The organism is Xanthomonas sp. F14 (genome assembly GCF_014199865.1).
The window spans coordinates 570,742-592,604 of the sequence record NZ_JACHOM010000003.1; the positions used below are offsets into that span (position 1 = coordinate 570,742).

The following is a 21,863-nucleotide window of genomic DNA, read 5'->3' on the forward strand; positions in this document are numbered from 1 at the left end:
CCTCCACACCGCAAAGTGGCGCGGCGCACAGAACGCAACACAGCTGTAACTTTTACTACTGTGCTGTCATGGACTGTGCAAGTTTATCTGCCGGCACCTGTTGCCAGTCGCGATCGGCCGTGATGCGTATCGCCGCCGATCTTTGCATTGCACGTTTTCGGGGAGAGAGTCGTCATGCAAGTTCATGTCCTGGGCGCGGCGATCTGCTGCGCGCTATCGTTGTCTGCTGTCGCCACTGCTGCGGATCTTTCCGCGGATGCCGCGGTGTCGCGCGCGCAATCCTTGTTGGGCAATCACGCTGCGGCGCTGGCCAATCGTGCAACGGCCGATGCGTTTGTCGCGCGCGACAGCATTGTCGATGCCGACGGCAGCGAGCATGTGCGCTTCGATCGTACGTATCAGGGCCTGCCGGTGATCGGCGGCGATGTGGTGGTGCATTCGCGGCGCGGAGTGATGCGTCAGCTGAGCCAGAGCATGGACACCAGCGTGCGCCCGAGCATCGTGCCCGGCATCGATGCCGACACGGCAGTACGTGCGGCCGGTGCGCAGTTCGATCTGGCACCCGATGCCGCGCCGCGCGCAAGTCTGGCCTTGTATGCGCGCCAGGGCGCACCACGGCTGGTCTATGAAGTGATCTACAGCGGCATCAAGCCCGATCAGACGCCGACCGAAATGCATTACATCGTCGACGCAATCAATCAACGCATTCTCGAATCCTGGGACACGGTGCACACCGCATGCGCGGGTGGCACCAGTGCGGCCGGCACCGGGCGTTCGCTGTATGCAGGCAGCGTGGCGTTGGCAACGACGCGTTGCAGCAGCGGTTACGAGTTGACCGATCTGAGCCGCGGCAGCGGCGCCACCTACAACATGCGCAACAGCACCTCTGGCAACGGCACGCTGGTCACCGATGCCGACAACGCCTGGGGCAGCGGCGCCAACAGCGATACGGTGACCGCGGCAGTGGATGCGCATTACGGCGTGGCGTTGACCTGGGACTATTTCCGCACCACCCATGCGCGCAGCGGCATCGCCAACGATGGTATCGGTGCGCGCAGCCGCGTGCATTACGGTAGCCGCTACAACAACGCGTTCTGGCAGGACAGCTGCTTCTGCATGACCTTCGGCGATGGCGACGGCAGCACGTTCACGCCGCTGGTGTCGGTGGATGTGGCCGGCCACGAGATGACCCATGGCGTGACCAGCCGCACCGCGCGCCTGGTGTATTCGGGCGAGTCGGGCGGCCTGAACGAAGCCACGTCCGACATCATGGGCGCGATGGTGGAGTACTCCGCCAACAACAGCGCGCAGCCGGGCAACTACCTGATCGGCGAGAAGATCATCCCGGGCAACAGCAGCGGGACGCTGGCCTTGCGCTACATGTTCAAGCCCAGCCTGGATGGCGATTCGCCCGATTGCTACAGCAGCAGCCTGGGCTCGCTCAACGTGCATTACAGCTCGGGCGTGGCCAACCATTTCTACTATCTGCTGGCCGAAGGCGCGGTGGTACCGAGCGGCTTCGGGTCGGGCACCAGCTGGAACGTGACGCCGGCCGGGCTGGTCTGCAACGGCAATACGGCATTGACGGCGATCGGCCGGGCGGCGGCCAGCCGCATCTGGTACCGCGCGTTGACGGTCTACATGACCTCCTCGACCAACTACGCGGCCGCACGCAGGGCCACGTTGAGCGCGGCCACCGATCTGTATGGCAGCAGCTCCACGCAGTACCGCGCGGTTGCCGCAGCGTGGAGCGCCGTGTCGGTCAACTGATGCATGCCGGCCCCTGTCACGCGCACTGCGCGTGGCAGGGAGCACGGCTGCCACAGTGCCATCCGCGCGCGTATGCTTGGGTCATTCCTGGGAGGGAACATGACCGAACGCACCAAGACCGCGCGACCGATCGACCGCTATTTCGCCAGCTACGCCGACGACCACCACAACACCACCAATCAGCAGATCCACGTGCTGGCGGTGCCGGCGATCCTGTGGTCGGTGGTGGCCCTGCTGTGGTGCATCCCGGTTGGCGGCACCTGGTTCAGCAGCGGCGTGTGGGCGGCGTTGTCGATGTTCGCGGCTTGGTCGTACTACAACCGCCTATCGCGTCCGCTCGGGCTGGGCATGCTGGGGATCTTCTTTTTCTTCGGCTGCCTGTGCCGGTTGCTCGAAGGCAGACTCGGGCTCACCGGGCTGTTCACCACGGCGCTGACGGTGTTCGTGCTGGCCTGGGTCGCGCAGTTCGTCGGCCACCGGATCGAGGGCCGCAAGCCAAGCTTCCTGACCGACCTGACCTATCTGCTGATCGGGCCGATCTGGGTGTTGGCCAAGCTCTATCGTCAGCTGGGTTGGCGGTACTGAGCGCGACGACAGCCATAACGTGGCCGGTCGCCGGCGTGGTCATGACCTGAAAGCAGCGGATTACGCCGAAGCGCTGCAGCGGCTAACGGTCGTGCCGCATCGCCTTGCGCAGCAGAGCTAGCGGACCGCGCGCCATGCAGGTCTTCGAAGCACATACGCCCAGACGAGCCTCACTCGCCGATGCCGAGTTCTTCGGGCAGGGGACGAAAGGCGCGCGGCGCATAACCGAAGTCGCGACGCGCCGGTTCCAGGTCAAACACCAGGTCATCGCGCATGCGCTGCAATGCGGCCGCATTGATGCCACGCAGGCGCCCCAGCCGCTGCGCAGCGGTGAGGGCAAGGCCGAACAGTCCGGGCGGCACCTGATACAGCCGCGCCGGTCGTGGCAGTGCTGCCAGCACGCGCTCCACCATCTGAGTATAGGCCAGCACTTCGCCGCCGCCGACGGCATAGCTGCGCTGCTGTGTCGCCGGCTGGGTGACCACCGCCAGCGCGGCGCTGGCCAGATCGTCCACATGCACCGGCTGGCGCAGCCCGGTCGCGTTGGCCGGCAGTACGAAGGCGCCGGTGCGCTGCGCCAGCCCGGCGATCTGGGTGAGCGTGCGGTCGCGCCCGGCACCGTAGACCAGAGTCGGGCGCAGTACCGTCGCCGCAGCGCCACGCGCCTGGGCTGCGGAAAACAGCGCCTGTTCCGCATTTGCCAGGCGCTGTGCGACATCGCGCTCGGCCGCGTCGATCGAGTGTTCCTTGACCTCCAGGCTGGTGGAACCGAACGCCACGATGCGCGGAGCACGCACCGGATTTTCGACATACCAACGCGCGAAATGGTCCAGCGGACCGCAGCTGAAGATCACCTCGAATGCCTCGCCCGCGGCAGCCGGCATGGCCAGATCGCCCTGCCGCCAGATCAGCCCGGCGCGCGCGGCACGTGGCTGGCGCGACCAGGCCGTTACCTGCCAGCCGCGGCCGAGCAGCCGCGTCAGCAGGCGTTCGCCGATCTGACCGCTGCCGCCGAACACCAGGGCGCGCGGCGCAGAAACGGCAGTGGACGGAGCGGGATCGGCAGCAGTCACAGGGCTCGGATGCAGTCTGGGTGATCCCAGCATAGCGAGTGACAGGCAGCGGCGCGACGCCGATCCGGCCGCGATTTGCGCAGGCGCGCAGCCACGGCGTTGACGCTAGCGTCAGTCAACGATTTGTTAAGCTCTCTGGCCTGCTCGCGAATCTTGTGTTCCCTGCATGCCTTTCTCGCTGGAAATCCTGCTTGCGCTGCCATTTGTGATGGCGGCCGCCACTGCGCTGCTCTGGCGCACCTCCCGTTCGATCACTGCGTGGTTGGCTGCGGCCGCGCCGTTGGGCGGGCTGGTCATCCTGGCGACGCTCACACCGGCCGTGTTGCGCGGTGAGGTGATCGGCAGCCAGTACGCATGGTTACCGCAGATCGGCCTGATGTTCTCGTTGCGGCTCGATGGCCTGGCGTGGATGTTCGCGTTACTGGTGCTGGGCATCGGTGCGCTGGTGGTGATGTATGCGCATTACTACCTGAGTGCACGCGACAGCGCATCGCGCTTCTTCGCCTATCTCATGCTGTTCATGGGCGCGATGCTCGGCATGGTGCTGTCGGGCAACCTGCTGTTGCTGATGGTGTTCTGGGAACTCACCAGCATCAGCTCGTTCCTGTTGATCGGCTTCTGGTCGCACCGCAAGGATGCGCGCGAAGGCGCGCGCATGGCCTTCGTGCTGACGGCCGGTGGCGGTCTGGCCCTGCTCGGCGGCATCCTGATGATCGGCCGCATCGTCGGCAGTTTCCAGCTGGATGCGGTGCTGGCGGCCGGCGATCTGATTCGCGCCAGTCCGTTGTATCCGTATGCACTGGGGCTGGTGCTGCTGGGCATCTTCACCAAGAGCGCGCAGTTCCCGTTCCACTTCTGGCTGCCGCACGCGATGGCGGCGCCGACGCCGGTGTCGGCGTACCTGCATTCGGCCACGATGGTGAAGGCCGGCGTGTTCCTGCTGGCGCGCCTGCATCCTGCCCTGGCCGGCACCGACCTGTTCTTCTACACGGTCACCAGCATCGGTGCGATCACGCTGTTGCTCGGCGCATGGCACGCGATCTTCCAGCACGATCTCAAGGGCGTGCTGGCGTACTCGACCATCTCGCATCTGGGCCTGATCACCATGCTGTTCGGCCTGTCCACGCCGATGGCGGTGGTGGCCGGCGTGTTCCACATCCTCAACCACGCGGTGTTCAAGGCCTCGTTGTTCATGGCCGCCGGCATCATCGACCACGAGACCGGCACGCGCGACATGCGCAAGCTGGGCAACCTGCGCCGCCTGATGCCGGTCACCAGCGTGCTGGCGATCACCGCCTCGCTGGCGATGGCCGGTGTTCCGCTGCTCAACGGCTTTTTGTCCAAGGAAATGTTCTTTGCCGTGGCGCTGGAAACCGATGCGCCGCAGACGATGCGGGTATTGGCCAGCATCGCCGCGCTGCTGGCCGGCCTGCTCGGCGTGGCCTATAGCCTGCGCTTCGTGCACGACACCTTCTTCGGCCAGGGCCCACGCGATCTGGACACCACTCCGCACGAGCCGCCGCGCTGGATGCGGATTCCGGTGGATGTGCTGGTGCTGATCTGCGTGGCCGTGGGCATCGTGCCGGCCTGGACCATCGCGCCGGTGCTGCGCGCCGGTGCCAGCGCGATCCTGGGCGCGCGCCTGCCCGACTACAGCCTGGCGCTGTGGCATGGATGGAACTGGCCGCTGGCGATGAGCATCGCCGGCATGGTGGGCGGCACCCTGTTGTACATGGCGCTGCGCCGCACGCTGGACATGTACGCGATCCAGAACCGCTCGCCCGGCAAGGCGCTGTTCAACTGGAACCTGCGCGCGCTGTTCGCCGGCACCGTGCGCATGACCGATGCGGTCACCAACGGCAACCTGCAACGCATGCTGATGCTGCTGGTGCTGAGCGCTGTCGTGGTGGCGCTGGTGCCGTTCCTGCAGGGCGGTGCATTGCCGGCCTGGCCGGCGCCCACCCCGCTGCCGCTGCTGGGCTGGACGATCTGGCTGCTGATGATCGCCTGCGCCCTGGGCAGCCTGTTCCTGTACAAGCAGCGCCTGCTCGCGGTGCTGGTGCTGGGTGGCACCGGCCTGGCGGTCAGCATGACCTTCGTGTTCCTGTCGGCACCGGATCTTGCGTTGACCCAGTTGCTGGTGGAGATGGTCACGCTGGTGCTGATGCTGCTGGCGATGAATTACCTGCCCGAGCGCTCGCTGCCCGAGCCCGCGCGCCTGCGCAAGCTCCGCGATGCCGGCATCGCCGTCGTCGGTGGTGCCGGGCTTGCCGCATTGGCCTATACCTTGATGACCCAGCCCAGCCACACGGTTGCCGGCGAGCTGCTGCAGCGTGCGCTGCCGGAAGCCTACGGGCGCAACGTGGTCAACGTGATCCTGGTGGATTTCCGCGGCTTCGATACCTTCGGCGAGATCACCGTGTTCGCGATCGCCGGGCTGGTAGTGCACGCGCTGCTGCGGCGCTCGCGGATGGCGCCGGAGCGCAGCATGCCCGGCCCGCCGATCAAGTTGCCGGTGCCGGCCGATCTGGCGCAGATCATGTTCCCGCTGACGCTGACGGTGTCCTTGTTCCTGTTCCTGCGCGGCCATAACGCGCCCGGTGGCGGCTTCATCGCCGGGCTGGTGCTGGCGGTGCCGTTGCTGATGCAGTACGTGATCCAGGGTGCCGCGTCGGTGGAATCGCGCTTCGGCTTCGACTACATCCGCCTGATCGGCATCGGCCTGCTGTGCGCGCTGGTCAGCGGCGCCGGTGCGCTGGTGTTCGGCATGCCGTTCCTGAGCAGCGGGCATCTGGAGATTCCGTTGCCGCTGCTGGGCGACCTGGAACTGGCCAGCGCGCTGGGCTTCGATGTCGGCGTGTATCTGGTGGTGTTCGGTGCGGCGATGTTGATGCTGTCGATGATGGGCACGATCAAACCCTCGCGCACGCGCAGCTCGCAGCGCGGCGAGATCGACCCCACCCAACGTTCGACACGCACCGCGGAGCAGCATTGATGGAACTGGCAGTGGCAAGCGCGATCGGCGTCCTCACCGCATTGGCGATCTACCTGTTGCTGCGCGCACGCAGCTTCGACGTGATCCTGGGGATGACCTTCCTGTCGTACGCGACCAACCTGCTGATCTTCGCCGGTGGACGGCTGCGCAGCGGCCAGGCGCCGGTGTTGCGCGAGGGCGTACCCGCCGACCTGATGCACTACACCGACCCGTTGCCGCAGGCGCTGGTGCTGACCGCGATCGTGATCGCTTTCGCGATGACCGCGGTGAGCCTGGTGCTGGCGATCCGCAGCCGCAGCGACAACGGCAGCGATCATGTGGATGCGCATGAAGACGCCACCACCGGCGTGGACACGCGCGAGGCCCGGCGATGAGCCATCTGCTGATCCTGCCGATCCTGATCCCGATGCTGGGCGCGTCGGCGTCGCTGTTCGTCGAACACCGACGCTATGGGCCGCGCGTGCAGCGCACGGTGGCATGGGCGAGCATGGCCTTGCTGGCCGCATCGGTCATCGCCTTGTTCGCGCGCGCCGCCGAAGGCCAGGTGCTGGTGTACCTGCTCGGCGACTGGCCGGCGCGCATCGGCATCGTGCTGATGGGCGACCGCCTGTCGGCGTGGATGCTGTTGACCACCCTGATCCTGGGCGCGGCCTGCCTGCTGCATGCCTGCGCCGGCTGGGACCGGCGCGCGCCGCATTTCCATGCACTGTTCCAGTTCCAGCTGATGGGCTTGAACGGTGCGTTCCTGACCGGCGACATCTTCAACCTGTTCGTGTTCTTCGAAGTGATGCTGATCGCCTCCTACGGTCTGCTGCTCAGCGGCGGGCGCGGGCTGCAGATGCGTGTGGGCCTGCATTACGTGGTGTTCAACGTGTGCGCGTCGACCCTGTTCCTGATCGCGCTGGGCCTGCTGTTCGGCGTGTTCGGCACCTTGAACATGGCCGAGCTGTCGCAACGCATCGCCGCGTTGCCGGCGCAGGACCTGCCGCTGGCCAAGGCCAGCCTGGGCCTGTTGCTGCTGGTGTTCTGCAGCAAGGCCGCGTTGCTGCCGCTGTACCTGTGGCTGCCGGAGACCTATTCGCGCGCGCCGGCGGCGGTGGCGGCGTTGTTTGCCATCATGACCAAGGTCGGGCTGTACGCGACGCTGCGGGTGTCGGCGCTGTGGCTCGGCGCCGGTGCCGGCGCGCTGCAGGGCTTCGGCCGCCACGCATTGCTGTGGCTGGGCATCGCCACGCTGCTGATGGCCGCGTTCGGGGTGATGGCCGCATCGCGGCTACGGGTGATGGTGTCGTATCTGGTGGTGTTCTCGGCGGCGACATTGTTCATCGCCTTCTCGCTGGACGATGCCGGCGCGCTGGGTGCAGGCCTGTACTACCTGCCGCATAGCAGCTTCGTGGCTGCGGCGTTGTTCATGGTGTCGGACCTGATCCGGCGTCGCCGCGGCAGCGCCAGCGACCGCAAGGAAGTGGTCGCGCCGCTGCCGCGGCGCGGGATCCCCGGCGCGATGTTCATGGTCGCCGCGGTCGCGGTCGCCGGGCTGCCGCCGTTGTCCGGCTTCCTGGCCAAGGCCGCGTTGCTGCAGCACGTGCCCGAGGGCCTGGTCGGGCCAGTGTGGTTCGCCATCCTGGGCAGCAGCCTGCTGGTGGTGATCGGCCTGACGCGTGCCGGCGTGCGCCTGTTCTGGCGCGTGCCCGAAGCAGTGCAGGACGTTCCCGAGCTGCAGCCGCAACGGCGTGCACGCATGCGCCCGGTGGAGACCGCCGCCACGCTGCTGTTGCTGAGCGGGCTGGTGGCGATGACGGCCGGTGCCGGCCCGTTGATGCGCTACACCGACGCGGCCGGCGTGCAGCTGCGCGACCCCGGCGCCTACGTCGAGCAGGTCCGCGCCACCACGCCGCAACGGAGGCAGCCATGAGCACGCGCCTGCCGCTGCGTAGCCGGCTGCTGCCCTCGCCGTCGCTGAGCGTGACGGTCTTCATTTTCTGGCTGTTGCTCAGCGACAGCTTCGGGCCGCAGCAATGGGTGCTGGGCTTGTTGCTCGGCTGGGTGGTGCCGATCTTTGCGGCGCGCCTGGACCGCGAGTTCGCCCGCATCGGCTCGCTGCGTTCGGTGCCGCGCATGTTGCTGGTGGCCGCCGGCGACATCGTGCGCTCCAACATCAAGGTGGCTGGCCAGGTGCTCGGCCCGGAGTCGCGCATCCACCCCGGTTTCATCTGGGTGCCGCTGGATATCGCCAACATCCACGGCATCGCCGCGCTGACCAGCATGATCACGCTCACTCCCGGCACGGTGTCGGCGGCACTCTCGGACGACCGCAAGTATCTGCTGGTACACGTGCTGCACCTGGACGACCCGGACGCCTTGATCGCCGAGATCAAGACCCGCTACGAAAAGCCCCTGATGGAGATCTTTCCGTGACCGGCCACATGTTCATCGAATCGACCATCGTCATCTGCATGCACACGGTGGGCCTGGCCATGCTGATGGCGCTGTGGCGCCTGCTGCGCGGCCCGAGCGTGCCCGATCGCATCCTGGCGCTGGACACACTGTCCATCACCGCCATCGCCGAGCTGATGCTGCTGGGCATGTACCTGGACTCGCCGATCTACTTCGAGGCCGCGCTGGTGATCGCGATGCTGGGCTTCGGCAGCACCGTGGTGCTCAGCAAGTTCGTGTTGCGTCGGGACATCGTCGAATGATTGCGCTGACCGAATATCTGCTCAGCGCGCTGCTGCTGGTCGGCACCTTCTTCATCCTGATCGGCGCGCTCGGCCTGGTGAAGCTGTCGGATTTTTTCAAGCGCCTGCATGCGCCGACCAAGGCCAGCACCCTGGGGGTGGGCTGCGTGCTGCTGGCATCGGTCGGCTATCACCTGTTCCTGGGTGTGGACCCGCAACCGCGCGAGTTGCTGATCACCGTGTTCCTGTTCATCACCGCACCGATCAGCGCCCATCTGATGGCCAAGGCCGCGCTGTCGCTGATGATGGAAAACCGCCCGGAAGTACCCAACCATGGCGAGATGAAGCAGGAAGGCCTGCCCACACCGCAGACGCAAGGCGATGTGGGCGAAAACGCGGAAACCGCCAAACAGCACGCCGAGCCGGACAAGGATCCGCGCTGAGCTGCGCAGCTGCTTCGAGACCCCCTGCCCGGATGGTCTCGACACGTTGTTCTACGCGCCTGCTACCAGTCAACTATGCGCGCGCACGCTGTGCTGCCGGAAGCCGCTTGCGCCGCCGATGTGGCGCAGCGGCGGCCGTGACGGATCAGCCGCAGCCCTCCACATAATCCACTTGCGGCGGCTGCCCGACCCGCCAGCTGCTGACCTTGCCGTCGGCATCGGTCTCGAACACCAATGCGGACCGGGTGGCCGCATCTGCCATGCGCAGGGTGAACGCGCCGGGGACGTATTTGTGCGGCTGTTCGGTCAGACCTGCCGGATACAGCGCGCGCAGCTGCGCCAGCGTCATGCCGACCTTGCCGCCGCCCGGGGCGAGCTCCTTGGGTTCGTTGGTCTGATAACGCACAAGGCGATCGCCTTCGAACATGAAACCGAAGCGGCGTGCATCCTCGGCCCACTGCGGCCGTAGCAGATAGCAGCCGCCGTCGGTCGCCGGCTCGCCGCGCAGGTCGCCGCCCCAGGCAGCGCGCGCCTGCGCTGCATCCATGCCCAGGCGCAGATCGCCGTACCCATCCAGGCGCGCGAGCGCAGCCGGCTGCTGGCGCAGTTGCGGCGGAAACGTGCCGGCCGGCGCAGTGGCCGGCGGAACCTCCCCGGCTGGCTGGTCGTTGGCGGCTGCCACCGGTGCGGGTGCCGCGTCGGGCGCGGCCGTGGTGGCGTCCTCGGCACGGTTGCAGCCGGTCAGCAACAGCAATGCGCCCATCAAACCGAGCAATCTGGTGGTCATGCATGCATTCCTTACGGGTCCGCTACAGCGTACACAGCCCACATCGCGACGATGTGCAGAACGCGCTGGCATTGCCTCGTACCGATGTCATCGGCGCTTCATTGGCGGCGGGCAAGCTGGGTGCCTCGCAGGACCGCCGCCATGACCCCACGCAAGACCGAGCTCGCCCTTACCGCGCTGCAATCGCACCGCAGTCCACTCACCTTGCTGCAGCGACGCGCGCTGATCCTGGCCGACGGCCAGCGCGATCTGGCAACGCTGGCCGTGCTGCTGGGCGGCGACGGCGCCGCGCTGGTGCATGCGCTCTGCGCGATGGGCTATCTGGAGTTCGGCACGCAGGCAGGGAGTGCGACACGCACTGCCCAGGCGTCTGATTCCTCGCCGGCGGGCGTGCCCGGTACCCACGTGACGCCGCCAGCGCCACCACCGAGCGAAGAAGACCTGCAGCGCCAGCGCCGTCGCGCGGCCACCAATGCACGGCTGTACCTGCTCGACATCCTGCAGCTGCAACGCGACCCGGCCGCCGCGGCGCTGCATCGGCAGCTGCAGGCCGCACGCGCCGAGGACGCCATCGGCGCCGCTATTGCCGACGCGCTACGCGCCTTGCCGCAGATCACCTCGGCAAGCTATGCCGAGCGCGTACGTGCCCGGATCGGCGAGCTGTTGCCGGATGCGCTGCAGGCGGCTTGATCGGAGAACTTGGAACCCTCGATCCGGCACCTGCGACCCCTGGCTGCCGTAGTGCCTGATCAGCACATTCGCCCAACTGCCTGAGTTACTGCGCACCCTCTGAGCCGGGCGCCTGAAACGCCGCGCGCAATCCGGACCAGCACTGCTGGTAGTCGCCCTGCCGGTGCGCGGCCTGCAAGGCCTGCTGGGTGGGGCGCAGCACCGCACGCGTTTCGAACATGAAGGCCATGGTGTCGGCGATCACATCCGGGCGCGTCAGGTCCGCATGCGAGGCCTTGTCGAAGGTCGCCGCATCCGGGCCATGCCCGCTCATGCAGTTGTGCAGCGAGGCACCACCCGGCGCGAAGCCGTCGGCCTTGGCGTCGTAGACGCCGTGCACCAACCCCATGAACTCGCTGGCCACGTTGCGATGGAACCACGGCGGGCGGAAGGTGTGCTGCGCCACCAGCCAGCGCGGCGGGAAGATCGCAAAATCCATGTTCGCCGTGCCATGCGTGTCGCTGGGCGAGGTCAGCACGGTGAAGATGCTCGGATCCGGATGATCAAAGCTGATCGAGCCGATGGTGTTGAAGCGGCGCAAATCGTAGCGATACGGCGCGTAGTTGCCATGCCAGGCCACCACGTCCAGCGGCGAGTGGCCGATGTCCGCACGCCACAGATGGCCCTGGAATTTGGCCACCAGCTCGAACGCACCTTCGCGCTGTTCGTAGGCCGCATGCGGCGTTTCGAAGTCGCGCGCATTGGCCAGCCCGTTGGAGCCGATCGGCCCCAGGTCGGGCAGCCGCAGCAATGCGCCGAAGTTTTCGCAGACATAGCCGCGCGCCTCGCCATCGGGCAGCTCGACCCGGAAACGCACACCGCGCGGTATCACCCCGATCTGCTCCGGCTCCAGCTCCAGTACACCGAGCTCGCTATGGATACGCAGGCGGCCCAGTTGCGGCACCAGCAACAGCTCGCCATCGGCATCGTAGAAGAAGCGATCGTGCATCGATGCGTTGGCCGCATACAGATGCACGGCGACACCCGACATCGCCTCCGGCCCGCCGTTGCCGGCCATGGTGTACAGACTGTCGACGAAATCGGTTGGCGTGGACGGCAGCGGCAACGGGCTCCAGCGCAGTTGATCCGGCGGCACCGGGCCGCGCCCGAAATCGTTGTGGAGCTGCGACTGTTCGACCAGGGAGAAACTGCCATGCACGGCCGCCGGGCGGATGCGGTACAGCCAGCTGCGCCGGTTCTCGCTACGTGGCGCGGTGAACGCGGTGCCGGATAACTGTTCGGCATACAACCCGTGCGCCACACGCTGCGGCGAGTTCTGCCCCACCGGCAAGGTACCGGCCACCGCCTCGGTCGCAAACGCGTTGCCGAAACCGGTCATGTAGTGCTGGTTGTTATGCATGGCATGCGTCCGGATCTTGGCCCTCCCTTCCCGGATGCAGAAGGTTGGGATTGAGTTGAATCAGGCCGCTTTCCTACCGTAGAAGAGCTAAGCCTGGCGGATTAAGCCCCTCTCCCCGCGAGGAGAGGGGCTTTAACGACGTGCGTCTTCGTTGATTTGTGTCGTCGGAAAAACACCTTGCCTGAACGCGCTTGATTGCGACCACTTGCCGCCCGCTTCGTTGGATCCGTACCGGAACCACATCCGACGTGACGGGCAGCCAGGCTGGACATCGCAACACTTTGCACCACTCAAGCCCGCACAGACCCAGTTAACGGCACCAACCACAAATCCCGAATCCCGAATCCCGAATCCCGAATCCCGAACAGCGAATCCCCAATCCCCGCCCTCAAAGCACCCCACGCTTCATCTGGTCGCGCTCGATGCTCTCGAACAGCGCCTGGAAATTGCCTTCGCCGAAGCCCTCGTTGCCCTTGCGCTGGATGATCTCGAAGAAGATCGGGCCGATGCAGTTCTGGGTGAAGATCTGCAGCAGCTTGCGCTGCTTGGTGTCCACGTCGGCATCGATCAGGATCTTGTTGCGGCGCAGGCGTTCGACATCCTCGCCGTGGTCGGGGATGCGCAGGTCCACCACGTCGAAATAGGTGTCCGGCGTATCCAGGAATGTCACGCCGGCCTCGCGCATCTTTTCCACCGAGCTGTAGATGTCGTCGGTGAAGCAGGCGATGTGCTGGATGCCTTCGCCGTGGTAGGCGTCCAGATACTCGTTGATCTGGCTCTTGGGGTCGGAGGACTCGTTGAGCGGAATGCGCACGATGCCGTCCGGGGCGGTCATCGCCTTGGACACCAGGCCGGTCTTGGCGCCCTTGATGTCGAAGTAGCGGATCTCGCGGAAGTTGAACAGGCGCTCGTAATAGTCCGACCAACGCTGCATGTTGCCGAAGTACAGGTTGTGGGTCAGGTGGTCGATGAAGGTCAGCCCGAAGCCGGCCGGGTGCTGGTCGGCGTCTTCGATCGGCTCATAGTCGGCGTCGTAGATGCTGCCCGCATCGCCGTAGCGGTCGACCAGATACAGCATGCAGTCGCCGATGCCCTTGACCACCGGGGCCGGCACGGCGCGGGTGTCGGCCTTGTCCTGCACCGCTTCGCCGCCGTTGCCCAGCACGGTCTGCAGCACCGTCTCGGCCGGGGTGCGGAAGCGGATCGCAAAGCCGCAGGCGCTCGGGCCGTGCGCGGCGGCGAAATCGGCGGCAAACGAATCGGGCTCTTCGTTGAGCAGGAAGTTGACCCCGCCCTGGCGATAGACGGTAATGGCACGGCTGCGGTGGCGCAGCACCGCGCTGAAGCCCATCTTGCGGAAATAGTCGTGTAGCTGCGCCGCCTGGTCGGCGGGCGCGGCGAATTCGACGAATTCGAACCCGTCGATCCCCATCGGATTGTCGAAGGTGGTGACCTGCATGCCCAGGTTCGGGCGGGTTGCGGTACTGCTCGGTTGTGCGCTCATCGTCGTTTCTCCACGCTAGGCCGTCCGCAGGGCTATGCGGGGTGGCAGAAGACCCGCGAGAATGCGCAGGCCACCCAAGGTTTGTAGTTGCAAATGAAACCAAAATCAAGACACAGCGCAACATGAGCGATCTCGACGCCCCCACCCCGCCGCCACATCCTGTGCTGCTCAATCTCGAGCAGTTCCTGCCGTATCGCCTGAGCGTGCTGTCCAACCGTATCAGCAGCAACATCGCCAAGGTCTACGGCGATCGTTACGGCATGGCCATCCCCGAGTGGCGGGTGATCACCATCCTGGCGCTGTACCCGGGTTCCTCGGCCAGCGAGGTCTCCGACCGCACCGCGATGGATAAAGTTGCAGTCAGCCGCGCCGTGGCGCGCCTGCTGGAGCGCGGCTTCATCCGCCGCGAAACCCATGGCGACGACCGCCGCCGCTCGATGCTGGCACTGTCGCCGGCCGGCCGCCAGGTCTACGAGACCGTCGCCCCGCTGGTCAACGAGATGGAACAGCGGCTGATGTCGGTGTTCAGTGCCGAGGAGCAGCAGGTCCTGGAAAAGCTGATCGACCGGCTGGCCAAGGACGGGCTGCCGCGCATGGCCGGCAAGGACTGATAAAAAAACCCCCGCAGTGCGGGGGTTTTTGCATGCCAAGGCAACGACGGATCAGGCCTGCGGCGGCGCCCACTGCTTGAGGAAGTCGAACAGCTTCCTGCGGTCGAAGCGCTCGCCCTTGCGCAGGTCCGGGCCGGTCTGGGTGGTCAGCAGTTTGCCGTCGTTGTCCAGCACCAGCAGCGACGGATAGTCGTTGAGCTGGGCGAACTGCGACAGGAACGCGGCATTCTCGTTGGCCGCATCGCGATTGACCTTGACCACCACGAAGTGCGCATCGCGGAAGCTGCGCAGCTCCGCATCGCCGCCCATCAGTTCGTCCAGCGCCTTACACGGCTCGCAGGCCGCATTGCCGACATTGAGCACGATGCGCTTGCCGCCGCGCTTGGCCTCGACCTTGGCGGTCTCCAGATCGGCGGCTGGATCGCGCGAAGGGTCGTACTGCGCATTGAGTGCCGCCGCCGCGGCGATGTCCGCCGCGGTGGGCGTATTGCCCGAGGACACCGGCTGGCTGGGATCGGCGCTGGGCGGCTTCTGCATCGAGGTATCCAGCGGCCGTGGCGCCTCCTGTTGCTCGGTGGGCTGCCCGCAGGCGCTCAACAGACCTGCCAGCAGCAGGCCACAGACAGTGGGTTTGATCGGCATCGCTGTTCTCCTCACTTCACACCATGCATCAGTTTGTTGATCAACGGCGCGATCAGGAACAACACCGCGCCAGCGCCCAAGAGCGCCCAAAATCCGAAGGTATACCCGCTCAGGGCCGAAGACACGCTCATCCCTTCGCTTCCGCTGACATGCCCGGCAAAAATGCCCGACAGGTTGTTGCCGATGCCGGTGGACAGGAACCAGCCGCCCATCCCGAAACCGACCAGGCGCACCGGCGCCAGCTTGGTCACCATCGACAGGCCGATCGGCGACAGGCACAGCTCGCCCACCGACTGGATCACGTACACCATGAACAAGGTCCAGAACGGCACCTTGCCAGCATCGTTGACCAGGCTCGACAGTGCAAACATCAGCAGCAGGAACGCCAGGCCGTTGAACAGCAGGCCCAAGCCGAACTTGCGCGGAATCGATGGGTTGAAGCGGCCGGCCTTGACCCAGATCCAGGCGATGACCGGCGCCAGCGTGATGATGGCAATCGAGTTCACCGACTGGAACCAGGCGGTCGGGAAGGTCCAGTCGCCGAAACCGCGGTCGACGATGTTGTCGGCCAGGAAGGTGAACGAGCTGCCGGCCTGTTCGAAGAACATCCAGAACAGCACGTTGAAGGCGAAGATGATCAGCATTGCGATCACCTTGTCGCGCTGCACCTTGCCTTCGCGGATGCCTTCGACCAGCAGCATCACCGACAGGCCGACGAACAACACGGTCAGCACGATCTGCAGCACGTCCGCACCGACGGCGAGCAGGAAGTACACCACCGGGATGGCCAGCACGCAGCCGACCAGCACCATCAGCACGCGGCCGATGCCCTGCGCGTTCGGCGCCGGTGCACCGATGCCCTTGAGCTGCGCGCGGCCGATCCAGAACCACACCAGGCTGATCAGCATGCCCACGCCGGAGGCCATGAACACCATCTTGTAGGACGGCATGGCGTCGGTGCCGAACACCTTTTCGGCCAGCAGCTGGGTCAGCACCGGCGAGATCATCGCGCCGAGGTTGATGCCCATGTAGAAGATGGTGAAGCCGCTGTCGCGGCGCGGATCGGCCACCGAGTACAGCTTGCCGACCATGGTGGAGATGTTCGGTTTGAACAGACCGTTGCCCACCACCACGGTGGCCAGGCCGATCTCGAACATGGTGTGGTCGGGAATGGCGATCAGGAACAGGCCGGTGGCCATGACGGCCGCACCGACCAGGATCGAGCGTTGGTAGCCGAGCACGCGGTCAGCCACGTAGCCGCCGAAGATCGCTGCCGCATACACCAGCGCCAGATAGGCGCCATAGGTGCGTCCGGCCGGCGCCTGGCCGGTGGCATCGCCATTGAAGAACTGCGCCACGATGTACAGCACCAGCGCCCAACGAATGCCGTAGAACGCGAAGCGTTCCCAGAATTCGGTCATGAACAGCATCCACAGCGGCCGGGGATGACCGAGCAGCGTGGGGAACTCGGGCGGTGCCGGCGGCGGCGGAGTGGCGGCGGAAGTCGGCGCGGTAGCGTCAACGCTCATGGAATGTCCCTTGCGTATTCAGTAATGGCTGGGTGCCCGGAGCGTACCCCGGGAGACGCGCGAGGATCACTTAGACGTCATGTACGCGTCAAATTCGCAGGACTCGCCGACCTGATGGCGGCCGCTCTGCGGGGATGACGCCCGTAGCGACCCGCTCAGCCCTTTTCAGGGTCGCCGCGGCCACCACCCACCGGCTCACGACCTTCCACCCCCACCGAGGTGCGCACGTCAAACAGCTCCGGGAAGAACGTCAGCGCCAGCGCCTGCTGCAGAAATCCCACGCCGCTGGACCCGCCGGTGCCGCGCTTGAAGCCGATCACCCGCATCACCGTGCGCATATGGCGGAAGCGCCAGAGCTGGAACTGGGTTTCCACATCGACCAGGTCCTCGCACAGCGAGTACTCGCGCCAGTAGCGGTCGGTGTTTTCGTAGATGCGCTCGAACACCGGGCGCAGGCTGTCGTCGGCCACATGCGCGCAGGTCCAGTCGCGGGCCTGGTATTGCGGCGGAATCGCATGGCCGAAGCGCGCCAGGTAGCGCAGGAACTCCTCGTACAGGCTGGGCGCTTCCAGCACCTCGCGCAGCCGCGCCTGCCCCTGCGGGTCGTACGCGAACACCTGCAGCATCTGCGGGTTCTTGTTGCCGAGCAGGAACTCGATATAGCGGTATTGCAGCGACTGGAAGCCGGACGAGGGGCCCAGCACGTCGCGGAATCCCATGTACTCGCTCGGCGTCAGCGTCTCTAGCACCGACCACTGTTCGGTGAGCTGGCGCAGCACCTGCTTGCTGCGCGCCAGCACCTTGCGGCACTGCCAGACCTGGTCGTTCTGCAGGTGCACCATCGCTGCGCGCAGCTCGTGCGCCAGCAGCTTCAGCCACAGCTCGGAGGTCTGGTGCTGGATGATGAACAGCATCTCGTCATGGTGCGCCGGTTCGGACAGGGGCTGCTGCGCCGACAGCAACTGGTCCAGCCGCAGATAGCCGCCGTAGGTCAGCCGCCCCTCCAGATCGGTGTGGATGCCGGGTTCCAGGTCACGCAGGTTCTTGTCGACGGGCATGGCAGTGCAGGTGGATCGGGCCGGTCAGGGTAGCTCAGTGGCGGGGATTGGGGATTGGGGGTTGGGGATTGGGGGGAATCGGGATTCGGGATTCGGGATTCGGGAATCGGGAATCGGGAGGCAGGAGTTGCAGCGCGCGGCCTTGATGCATGTCGCGGCAGCGCGCTGCCGTAGCAGCGTCCGGTTTGCCTGGATGACCTGCCTACTTGGCAGCCTGACGATGCCGTGGCGTACGCGACCGGTACTTCACACCTGAAAAATCCTGCCGCTTTCGACCGCGTCGTCGCAGCCGCTGCGCCGGTGTCACCGTATCGTCAACCAAGGTCTGCAAATTCATGCAGAATCGAACGGCGCTGCCGGCCAGGGACGTGGCCGGACCAGGGGAGCGCTTCACGTCTCATGGATCAGGGGACTCTCATCTCATGCATGTGTTGCAGCGTCGTGCAGCCTTACTTCTCTGTGCGCTGGCGGTTGCCGGCCATGCCAATGCCCAGGTCGTCATCAGCCAGGTCTACGGCGGTGGCGGCAACAGCGGTGCCACTTTCCGCAGCGACTTCGTCGAGCTGCACAACATCGGCAGCACCACGGTCAGCCTGGACGGCTGGTCGGTGCAATACGCCTCGGCCGCCGGCAGCAGCTGGCAGGTCACGCCGTTGGCAGGCAGCGTTCCGGCCGGCGGCTATTACCTGGTCAAGCAGGCCGATGGCAGCGGCGGCAGCGTCGCGCTGCCCACGCCCGATGCCACCGGCACCATCGCCATGGGCGGCGGCGCCGGCAAGGTGGCGCTGAGCAACAGCGCCTCCGCGTTGAGCGGCGCCTGCCCCACCGGCAATGCCGATCTGGTCGGCTATGGCAGCACCGCCAGCTGCGCCGAAGGCAATGCGCCCACGCCGGCGCCCAGCAATACGCTGGCAGTGCTGCGCGGCGGCGATGGCTGCACCGACACCGACAACAACGCGGCCGATTTCGCCACCGGCGCGCCGGCGCCGCGCAACGCCGCCAGCCCCGCACGGCTGTGCAGCGGCGGCGGCCAGCCGATCGCCACGCTGGTCGACGTCAGCCAGGCCGAAGGCAACAGCGGCAGCCGCAGTTTCGTGTTCACGCTGAGCCTGAGCCAGCCGGCCGGCGCAGGCGGGGTGAGCTTCACCGCCGCCACCGCCGATGGCACGGCCACGGCCGGCAGCGACTATGTCGCCCTGCCCGCCTCCAGCGTCCGCATCGCCGCCGGCGAGCGCAGCGCCAGCATCACCGTGGAGGTGCTGGGCGACACCACGCCCGAACCCGACGAGACCTTCGCGCTGCAGATCAGCGGCCTCACCGGCGCGTTGCCGGCCACGCTGAGCGCCACCGGCACCATCCTCAACGACGACTTCAGCCTGCTGCCGATCCACGCCATCCAGGGCAAGGGCGCACGCTCGCCGCTGGAAGGCCAGGTGGTCGCCACCTCGGGCATCGTCACTGCCCGTCGCAGCGCCGGCTTCTTCCTGCAGGCACCGGATGCCGAAACCGATGGCGATCCGGCCACCTCCGAAGGCGTCTACGTCTACACCGGCAGCGCACCGCCGGATGCCGCCGCCATCGGCAACCGGGTGCGCGTGCAGGGCACGGTGCTCGAGTACGTGCCCACCGCCGACCCGACCCAGCCGCCGCTGACCGAGATCGGCGGCAGCCTGACCGTGCTGCTGGATTCCACCGGCAACCCGTTGCCGATGCCGGTGGCGTTGAGCGCGAACTTCCCCAACCCGAACGGCGCCTTTGATCAGCTCGAAGCGCTGGAAGGCATGCGTGTCACCGCCGCCAGCCTCACCGTCAATGCCCCCACCGGCGGCAGCGTCAACGAGACCAACGCCAGCGCCACCAGCAATGGCGTGTTCCATGCGGTGGTCACCGGCCTGCCGCGCGCCTTTCGCGAGCCCGGCGTGCAGTTGCCCGACCCGCTGCCGGCCGGCTCGCCTGCCGGCGTGCCGCGCTGGAACACCAACCCGGAAGTGATCGCCGTCGGCAGTGCCGGCGTGGGCGCCGAACGGCTGGATCTGGCCTCCGGCTGCGTCGTGCTGGATGTCACCGGCCCGCTGGATTACAGCTTCCGCCGCTACACGCTGTATCCGGAACGCACTCCGCAGGTGAACTGCAACGGTGCCGACCAACCACGCCCGGCACCGGTACCGCAGGCCGACGACGTGGCCGTGGCGACCTACAACATGGAGCGCTTCTTCGACGACCAGAACGACCCGGCGATCGGCGAACCGGTGCTCACTCCGGCCGCGTTCCAGGCCCGCCTCAACAAGGCCTCGCTGGCGATCCGCAACTACCTGCACACGCCCGACATCCTGGGCACGGTGGAGGTGGAAAACATCAGCGTGCTGCAGACCCTGGCTGCGCGCATCAACGCCGATGCCATCGCCTCCGGCCAGCCCAACCCGCAGTACGTGGCCTACCTGCAGGAAGGCAATGACGTCGGCGGCATCGACGTCGGTTTCCTGGTCAAGACCGGTACGGTGTCGGCCGGCATGCCGCGCGTGGAAGTGGTGTCCATCGCCCAGGAAGGCAAGACCACCACCTGGACCGAACCGGGCGGTGGCGTGAGCCTGCTCAACGATCGCCCGCCGCTGGTGCTTACCGCCAGAGTGCATCAGGCCGATGGCCGCGTGCTGCCGCTGACCGCCATCGTGGTGCATCAACGCTCGCTCAACGGCGCCGAGACCGACGATGCCGCAGGCACCCGCATCCGCGCCAAACGCCAGGCCCAGGCCGAGTACCTGGCGCGCCTGCTGCAGACGCGCCAGCAGCTCGACCCGGCCGAGCAGGTGCTGGTGATGGGCGACTTCAACGCCTTCGAGTTCAACGACGGCTATGTGGATGCGATGGGCACCGTCACCGGCAGGCCGGCACCGGATGCGCAGACCGTGGTGAGCGGCGATGGCGCGGACCTGGTCAGCCCGGACTACACCGATCTGACCTGGTTCAACACGCCCGACCAGAGCTACTCGTACGCCTTCGACGGCAACGTGCAGTCGCTGGATCACATCCTGGCCAACGAGGCGCTGATGCGCGCACCGGGCATCGCCTCGCTGTCGGTGGGCCACGCACGCATCAATGCCGACTTCCCCGGCACCGCGCGCAACGATGCCAATACGCCCACGCGCCTGTCCGACCACGACCCCACCGTGGTGCTGCTGCGCATGGCGCCCGCGTTGCGTGCCGACCTGGGGGCGATGGTCACTGCGGCACGCGCACAGGTCACCGAAGGCGAGCGCATCGACTTCAGTGTGGAGGTGGAGAACCGCGGGCCCGACAGCGCGGCGTTTGCCGCGGTGGCACTGGCCTTCGATGCCGCGGTCAGCCCGCGGGTCACCGCGGCACCGGGCTGGAGTTGCCAAGCGCCGGAAACCGCGACCCAGACGGTGGTCACCTGCACCATCGCCTCGCTGGCATCCGGTAACGCACAGCGCTTTGCCGTGCAGGTCGACGCTGGCGCGGAACTGGCAGGGCGCACGCTGACCCTGGCCGCTTCGGTCGCCTCGCAAACGCCCGACCCGCAGCCGGACAACAACACCGACACCGCCGCAGTCAGCGTGCAGCCAGTGCTGCGCAGCGATCTGGCAGTGCGCCTGGAAGGCCCCGCCACGCTGCCCACCACCGCCTTCAACGCCACCTACCGGGTGTTGCTGGACAACCGCGGCAACGCAGCGGCCACCGGTGCCAGCGTGCGGATCGAAGGCAACACGGTGTCGGCCTTGTCGCTGCTGGTGCCGCCCAGCGGCTGGCGTTGTGCCAAGCAACTGCAGTCGTTGCGCAACGCAGTGTTTGTCTGCAGCACCGCCGCCGCAGTGCAGCCGGGCGCGCAGGCCGTGTTCCAGCTCACCGTCGCGGCGAAGCCGATCCCGGCCGAACGCGCGGTGCGGGTGCAGGCCAGCGCCAGCTCGACCTCGCCCGATGCCAACCCGGCCGACAACACGGCGCTGATCGTCACCCCGATCGGTGGAGGCGCCAGCCGCCGCTGATTGCAGTGCAACACGTCGCAGTTCTGTACTGCGACAAAGGGCGCGGCCTGGTCCGCGCCCTTTTTTTTGTGCAAGCCAGCATCATTGTGTGCTGC

At 66.7% G+C, this 21,863-nt stretch carries 18 protein-coding genes; 11 read left to right on the forward strand and 7 right to left on the reverse strand.

Annotated features, from left to right (window positions below):
- The first annotated feature begins 174 nt into the window (after nt 1-174).
- A complete protein-coding gene (locus GGR73_RS13845; protein WP_184381078.1) occupies nt 175-1,770 on the forward strand; it encodes a M4 family metallopeptidase in 1,596 nt (531 codons plus the stop codon).
- A 99-nt stretch (nt 1,771-1,869) separates the two neighbouring features.
- On the forward strand, nt 1,870-2,355 hold the full coding sequence (locus GGR73_RS13850; protein WP_184457402.1) for an Mpo1-like protein: 486 nt from the start codon (nt 1,870-1,872) through the stop codon (nt 2,353-2,355).
- Nucleotides 2,356-2,525: 170 nt separating this feature from the next.
- On the opposite strand, the gene GGR73_RS13855 is transcribed toward GGR73_RS13850, so the two are convergent.
- Complete coding sequence (locus GGR73_RS13855; RefSeq protein ID WP_024938210.1) at nt 2,526-3,428, reverse strand: NAD-dependent epimerase/dehydratase family protein; 903 nt, start codon at nt 3,426-3,428, stop codon at nt 2,526-2,528.
- A 166-nt stretch (nt 3,429-3,594) separates the two neighbouring features.
- Here GGR73_RS13855 and GGR73_RS13860 point away from each other — a divergent pair, with 166 nt between their 5' ends.
- From GGR73_RS13860 to GGR73_RS13885, 6 genes are read left to right on the forward strand one after another with little or no spacing between them, the layout of a single operon-like run.
- Entirely contained in the window at nt 3,595-6,423 is a 2,829-nt protein-coding gene (locus tag GGR73_RS13860) for a monovalent cation/H+ antiporter subunit A (protein ID WP_102250963.1), read from the forward strand.
- Entirely contained in the window at nt 6,423-6,797 is a 375-nt protein-coding gene (locus tag GGR73_RS13865; protein ID WP_016901335.1) for a Na+/H+ antiporter subunit C, read from the forward strand. The genes GGR73_RS13860 and GGR73_RS13865 overlap by 1 nt, the downstream gene beginning before the upstream one ends.
- A complete protein-coding gene (locus tag GGR73_RS13870) occupies nt 6,794-8,338 on the forward strand; it encodes a monovalent cation/H+ antiporter subunit D (RefSeq protein ID WP_184457404.1) in 1,545 nt (514 codons plus the stop codon). The genes GGR73_RS13865 and GGR73_RS13870 overlap by 4 nt, the downstream gene beginning before the upstream one ends.
- Nucleotides 8,335-8,841: a Na+/H+ antiporter subunit E gene (locus GGR73_RS13875; RefSeq protein ID WP_047127937.1), complete on the forward strand. Its 507-nt coding sequence runs from the start codon at nt 8,335-8,337 to the stop codon at nt 8,839-8,841. The genes GGR73_RS13870 and GGR73_RS13875 overlap by 4 nt, the downstream gene beginning before the upstream one ends.
- Nucleotides 8,838-9,122: a K+/H+ antiporter subunit F gene (locus GGR73_RS13880; protein ID WP_046345450.1), complete on the forward strand. Its 285-nt coding sequence runs from the start codon at nt 8,838-8,840 to the stop codon at nt 9,120-9,122. Before GGR73_RS13875 ends, GGR73_RS13880 begins: the two co-directional genes overlap by 4 nt.
- Nucleotides 9,119-9,544 (forward strand): Na+/H+ antiporter subunit G, encoded by a 426-nt coding sequence (locus GGR73_RS13885; RefSeq protein WP_046345449.1) that lies wholly within the window; start codon nt 9,119-9,121, stop codon nt 9,542-9,544. The genes GGR73_RS13880 and GGR73_RS13885 overlap by 4 nt, the downstream gene beginning before the upstream one ends.
- Nucleotides 9,545-9,689: 145 nt before the next feature.
- Here the strand turns inward: GGR73_RS13885 and GGR73_RS13890 are convergent, their stop codons facing one another.
- Nucleotides 9,690-10,307 carry a lectin gene (locus GGR73_RS13890; protein WP_102255519.1) on the reverse strand — a complete coding sequence of 206 codons (618 nt, stop codon included), beginning with the start codon at nt 10,305-10,307 and terminating at the stop codon, nt 9,690-9,692.
- Between the two features lie 165 nt (nt 10,308-10,472).
- On the opposite strand from GGR73_RS13890, the gene GGR73_RS13895 reads away from it, so the two are divergent.
- On the forward strand, nt 10,473-11,021 hold the full coding sequence (locus GGR73_RS13895; RefSeq protein ID WP_184457406.1) for a hypothetical protein: 549 nt from the start codon (nt 10,473-10,475) through the stop codon (nt 11,019-11,021).
- 85 nt (nt 11,022-11,106) lie between these two features.
- Here the strand turns inward: GGR73_RS13895 and hmgA are convergent, their stop codons facing one another.
- Nucleotides 11,107-12,420: a homogentisate 1,2-dioxygenase gene (gene hmgA / locus GGR73_RS13900; protein WP_184457408.1), complete on the reverse strand. Its 1,314-nt coding sequence runs from the start codon at nt 12,418-12,420 to the stop codon at nt 11,107-11,109.
- A gap of 388 nt (nt 12,421-12,808) precedes the next feature.
- Nucleotides 12,809-13,924, reverse strand: a complete 1,116-nt coding sequence (gene hppD, locus GGR73_RS13905) for a 4-hydroxyphenylpyruvate dioxygenase (RefSeq protein WP_184457410.1) — start codon at nt 13,922-13,924, stop codon at nt 12,809-12,811.
- A gap of 122 nt (nt 13,925-14,046) precedes the next feature.
- Between hppD and GGR73_RS13910 the strand changes: the two genes are divergently transcribed.
- A complete protein-coding gene (locus GGR73_RS13910) occupies nt 14,047-14,535 on the forward strand; it encodes a MarR family winged helix-turn-helix transcriptional regulator (RefSeq protein WP_016905082.1) in 489 nt (162 codons plus the stop codon).
- A 51-nt stretch (nt 14,536-14,586) separates the two neighbouring features.
- On the opposite strand, the gene GGR73_RS13915 is transcribed toward GGR73_RS13910, so the two are convergent.
- From GGR73_RS13915 to GGR73_RS13925, 3 genes are all read right to left on the reverse strand, one after another.
- Nucleotides 14,587-15,177, reverse strand: coding sequence for a thioredoxin family protein (locus GGR73_RS13915; RefSeq protein ID WP_054592411.1), 591 nt, complete (start codon nt 15,175-15,177; stop codon nt 14,587-14,589).
- A gap of 11 nt (nt 15,178-15,188) precedes the next feature.
- Nucleotides 15,189-16,706 (reverse strand): oligopeptide:H+ symporter, encoded by a 1,518-nt coding sequence (locus GGR73_RS13920; RefSeq protein ID WP_184457412.1) that lies wholly within the window; start codon nt 16,704-16,706, stop codon nt 15,189-15,191.
- Between the two features lie 155 nt (nt 16,707-16,861).
- On the reverse strand, nt 16,862-17,764 hold the full coding sequence (locus tag GGR73_RS13925) for a tryptophan 2,3-dioxygenase (protein ID WP_039531404.1): 903 nt from the start codon (nt 17,762-17,764) through the stop codon (nt 16,862-16,864).
- Nucleotides 17,765-18,186: 422 nt separating this feature from the next.
- On the opposite strand from GGR73_RS13925, the gene GGR73_RS13930 reads away from it, so the two are divergent.
- Nucleotides 18,187-21,768 carry a lamin tail domain-containing protein gene (locus GGR73_RS13930; RefSeq protein WP_184457414.1) on the forward strand — a complete coding sequence of 1,194 codons (3,582 nt, stop codon included), beginning with the start codon at nt 18,187-18,189 and terminating at the stop codon, nt 21,766-21,768.
- Nucleotides 21,769-21,863 lie beyond the last annotated feature (95 nt).

Bases quoted from the DNA above. Each gene is read 5' to 3' on its own strand.
- GGR73_RS13845 (WP_184381078.1), top strand. From the start codon at position 175: ATGCAAGTTCATGTCCTGGGCGCGGCGATCTGCTGCGCGCTATCGTTG.
- GGR73_RS13850 (WP_184457402.1), top strand. From the start codon at position 1,870: ATGACCGAACGCACCAAGACCGCGCGACCGATCGACCGCTATTTCGCC.
- GGR73_RS13860 (WP_102250963.1), top strand. From the start codon at position 3,595: ATGCCTTTCTCGCTGGAAATCCTGCTTGCGCTGCCATTTGTGATGGCG.
- GGR73_RS13865 (WP_016901335.1), top strand. From the start codon at position 6,423: ATGGAACTGGCAGTGGCAAGCGCGATCGGCGTCCTCACCGCATTGGCG.
- GGR73_RS13870 (WP_184457404.1), top strand. From the start codon at position 6,794: ATGAGCCATCTGCTGATCCTGCCGATCCTGATCCCGATGCTGGGCGCG.
- GGR73_RS13875 (WP_047127937.1), top strand. From the start codon at position 8,335: ATGAGCACGCGCCTGCCGCTGCGTAGCCGGCTGCTGCCCTCGCCGTCG.
- GGR73_RS13885 (WP_046345449.1), top strand. From the start codon at position 9,119: ATGATTGCGCTGACCGAATATCTGCTCAGCGCGCTGCTGCTGGTCGGC.
- GGR73_RS13890 (WP_102255519.1), bottom strand. From the start codon at position 10,307: ATGGGCGCATTGCTGTTGCTGACCGGCTGCAACCGTGCCGAGGACGCC.
- GGR73_RS13895 (WP_184457406.1), top strand. From the start codon at position 10,473: ATGACCCCACGCAAGACCGAGCTCGCCCTTACCGCGCTGCAATCGCAC.
- hmgA (WP_184457408.1), bottom strand. From the start codon at position 12,420: ATGCATAACAACCAGCACTACATGACCGGTTTCGGCAACGCGTTTGCG.
- hppD (WP_184457410.1), bottom strand. From the start codon at position 13,924: ATGAGCGCACAACCGAGCAGTACCGCAACCCGCCCGAACCTGGGCATG.
- GGR73_RS13910 (WP_016905082.1), top strand. From the start codon at position 14,047: ATGAGCGATCTCGACGCCCCCACCCCGCCGCCACATCCTGTGCTGCTC.
- GGR73_RS13915 (WP_054592411.1), bottom strand. From the start codon at position 15,177: ATGCCGATCAAACCCACTGTCTGTGGCCTGCTGCTGGCAGGTCTGTTG.
- GGR73_RS13920 (WP_184457412.1), bottom strand. From the start codon at position 16,706: ATGAGCGTTGACGCTACCGCGCCGACTTCCGCCGCCACTCCGCCGCCG.
- GGR73_RS13925 (WP_039531404.1), bottom strand. From the start codon at position 17,764: ATGCCCGTCGACAAGAACCTGCGTGACCTGGAACCCGGCATCCACACC.
- GGR73_RS13930 (WP_184457414.1), top strand. From the start codon at position 18,187: ATGCATGTGTTGCAGCGTCGTGCAGCCTTACTTCTCTGTGCGCTGGCG.